This is a genomic window from Runella limosa DSM 17973 (genome assembly GCF_000482465.1).
GTDB lineage: Bacteria > Bacteroidota > Bacteroidia > Cytophagales > Spirosomataceae > Runella > Runella limosa.
In genome coordinates this window covers 1-3,123 of record NZ_AXVJ01000092.1, presented here as the reverse complement: position 1 = coordinate 3,123, position 3,123 = coordinate 1, and the positions used below count along the sequence as shown (strand labels likewise).

The window sequence follows — 3,123 nt, the reverse complement described above, 5'->3', positions numbered from 1 at the left end:
CTATATAGTCTTAGAGTTATTTGACATATTGGTAGAGAATTATCAAGAAATTTGTAGAAGAAGCAAAATAAGGGCGCATGGGGAATGCCTATGGCTCTCAGCGGCGAAGAAGGACGTGATAAGCTGCGTAAAGGCTAGGGGAGTGGCACATACACATAGATCCTAGCATATCCGAATGGGGCAACCCATCCTGAGTGATCAGGATATCCGAAAGGAGGCAAACGGGGGGAACTGAAACATCTAAGTACCCCTAGGAAGAGAAAACAACAGTGATTCCGTAAGTAGTGGCGAGCGAACGCGGACAAGCCCAAACCGATGACGTTACGGCGTTATAGGGGTTATAGGACTGATTTTTAGGAACTACATGAAGATGAACTGTCTGGGAAGGCAGACCGTAGCGGGTGAGAGTCCCTTAATTGTAAGGTGTAGAACTGTATCAGGATCCTGAGTAGGTGGGGACAGGAGGAATCCCCTCTGAATTCGGCGGCACCATCCGCCAAGGCTAAATACGACTGAGAGACCGATAGTGAACGAGTACCGTGAGGGAAAGGTGAAAAGAACCGGGAGTACCGGGGTGAAATAGAACCTGAAACCATGCGCTTACAAGCGGAGGGAGCCTACGGGTGACCTCGTGCCTTTTGCATAATGAGCCTACGAGTTGTTCTTACTAGCGAGGTTAATGTTTTAAGGACAGGAGCCGAAGCGAAAGCGAGTCTGAAAAGGGCGTTTAGTTAGTGAGAGCAGACGCGAAACTTGGTGATCTATCCGTGGTCAGGTTGAAGTGTGGGTAACACTGCATGGAGGACCGAACCAGTTAACGTTGAAAAGTTTTTGGATGAACTGCGGATAGGGGTGAAAGGCCAATCAAACTGAGAAATAGCTCGTACTCCCCGAAATGTTTTTAGGAACAGCGTTGTGGGGCGTTTATGTCAGGTAGAGCTACTGATAGGATGCGGGGGAGTCAAATCCTACCAAATTCTGACAAACTCCGAATGGGCATAAACAGACACAGCAGTGAGGGCCGGGGTGCTAAGGTCACGGTCCGAGAGGGGAACAACCCAGAGCAACCGCTAAGGTCCCTAAGTATATACTAAGTTGAACAAAGGAAGTCTGACTGCCGAGACAGCCAGGATGTTAGCTTGGAAGCAGCTATACATTTAAAGAGTGCGTAACAGCTCACTGGTCGAGCGGGGCGGGCGTCGATAATAAACGGGCATCAAGTATATCACCGAAGCGATGCGATTAGTAATAATCGGTAGGGGAGCATTCTAACGTCAGTGAAGTTGTAGCGTGAGCTATGGTGGAGATTTTAGAAAAGCAAATGTAGGCATAAGTAACGACAATGTATGTGAGAACCATACACACCGTAAAGCTAAGGATTCCTCAGCTATGTCAATCAACTGAGGGTTAGTCGGGGCCTAAGGGGAAGGCGAAGGCCGCACCTGACGGACAGCAGGTTAATATTCCTGCACCTGATACAAGTGTGAATCGTACGGGGTAGGGGAGAGAGTACGAAGTGACGGAAGTCTTCGTTGAGCAGCGTTTACGGACAAAGCGAACTTTTGAACTGGCCTCCAAGAAAAAGCGATGAAACATCAGCTTGTATTAGCCCGTACCGTAAACCGACACAGGTAGCTGGGTAGAATATACCAAGGTGCTCAAGTGAATCACGGTTAAGGAACTCGGCAAATTAGTCCTGTAACTTCGGGAGAAGGGACACTCTGGCGCGAGCTAGAGTCGCAGAGAAATGGCCCAGGCGACTGTTTAACAAAAACACAGGGCAACGCAAAGTGGAGACACGACGTATGTTGCCTGACACCTGCCCGGTGCTGGAAGGTTAAGAGGGGAGCTTAGCGCAAGCGAAGGTTTGAATCGAAGCCCCAGTAAACGGCGGCCGTAACTATAACGGTCCTAAGGTAGCGAAATTCCTTGTCGGGTAAGTTCCGACCTGCACGAATGGTGTAACGATCTGGGCACTGTCTCAACCGTGAGCTTGGTGAAATTGTAGTAGCGGTGAAGATGCCGCTTACCCGTCACGGGACGGAAAGACCCCGTGCACCTTTACTACAACTTTGCGTTGGATATGGGATATGAATGTGTAGGATAGGTGGGAGGCTACGAAGTGGTTTCGTCAGGAATCATGGAGCCAACGTTGAAATACCACCCTTTTGTATTCTGTGTTCTAACTTGTTATTGAGGACCGCGCATGGTGGGTAGTTTGACTGGGGTGGTCGCCTCCAAAAGAGTAACGGAGGCTTCCAAAGGTTAGCTCATGACGGACGGTAATCGTCAGGGGAGTGCAAAAGCACAAGCTAGCTTGACTGTGAGACCGACGGGTCGATCAGGTGGGAAACCAGGGTTTAGTGATCCGGTGGTTGCGCATGGGTGTGCCATCGCTCAAAGGATAAAAGGTACGCCGGGGATAACAGGCTGATCATCCCCAAGAGCTCACATCGACGGGATGGTTTGGCACCTCGATGTCGGCTCGTCACATCCTGGGGCTGGAGAAGGTCCCAAGGGTTCGGCTGTTCGCCGATTAAAGTGGCACGCGAGCTGGGTTCAGAACGTCGTGAGACAGTTCGGTCCCTATCTGTGATGGGCGTAGGAAGTTTGACGGGGGCTGACCTTAGTACGAGAGGACCGGGTTGGACTCACCTCTGGTGAATCGGTTGTTACGCCAGTAGCATGGCCGAGTAGCTACGTGGGCAACAGATAAGCGCTGAAAGCATCTAAGTGCGAAACTGGCCTGAAGATGAGACTTCCACATAAGGGACGTTGTAGACGACGACGTTGATAGGCTGCAAGTGTAAAGGTGGTGACATCAAAGCTGAGCAGTACTAATTGCCCAATAGCTTCTTTGTAAATACAGTTTTTATGAATAATTCTCTGCCAATGTCAATTGCTTATTGGAAAGACGAAAATAGCTAAAGATATTGATGAAGGTTACAGGTTGGGTTCGGAGTCGCGAACGACTTCACCTCTTGTAAATCCGAATCAGAAAGCCTTGATGGTGGTTACAGGGTGGGTGTTCACCTCTTCCCATTCCGAACAGAGAAGTTAAGCCCCACTCCGCCGATGATACTGCAATAAAATGTGGGAAAGTAGGTAGCCGCCACAATATTA

Annotated in this window: 2 rRNA genes; both read left to right on the top strand. The window is 49.6% G+C overall.

Annotated elements, in window-relative coordinates:
• The first annotated feature begins 56 nt into the window (after window positions 1-56).
• Window positions 57-2,861 (top strand): 23S ribosomal RNA (locus K339_RS0109815).
• Between the two features lie 145 nt (window positions 2,862-3,006).
• Window positions 3,007-3,118: ribosomal RNA gene (rrf, locus tag K339_RS0109810) — 5S ribosomal RNA — on the top strand.
• The last annotated feature ends 5 nt before the right edge of the window (window positions 3,119-3,123 follow it).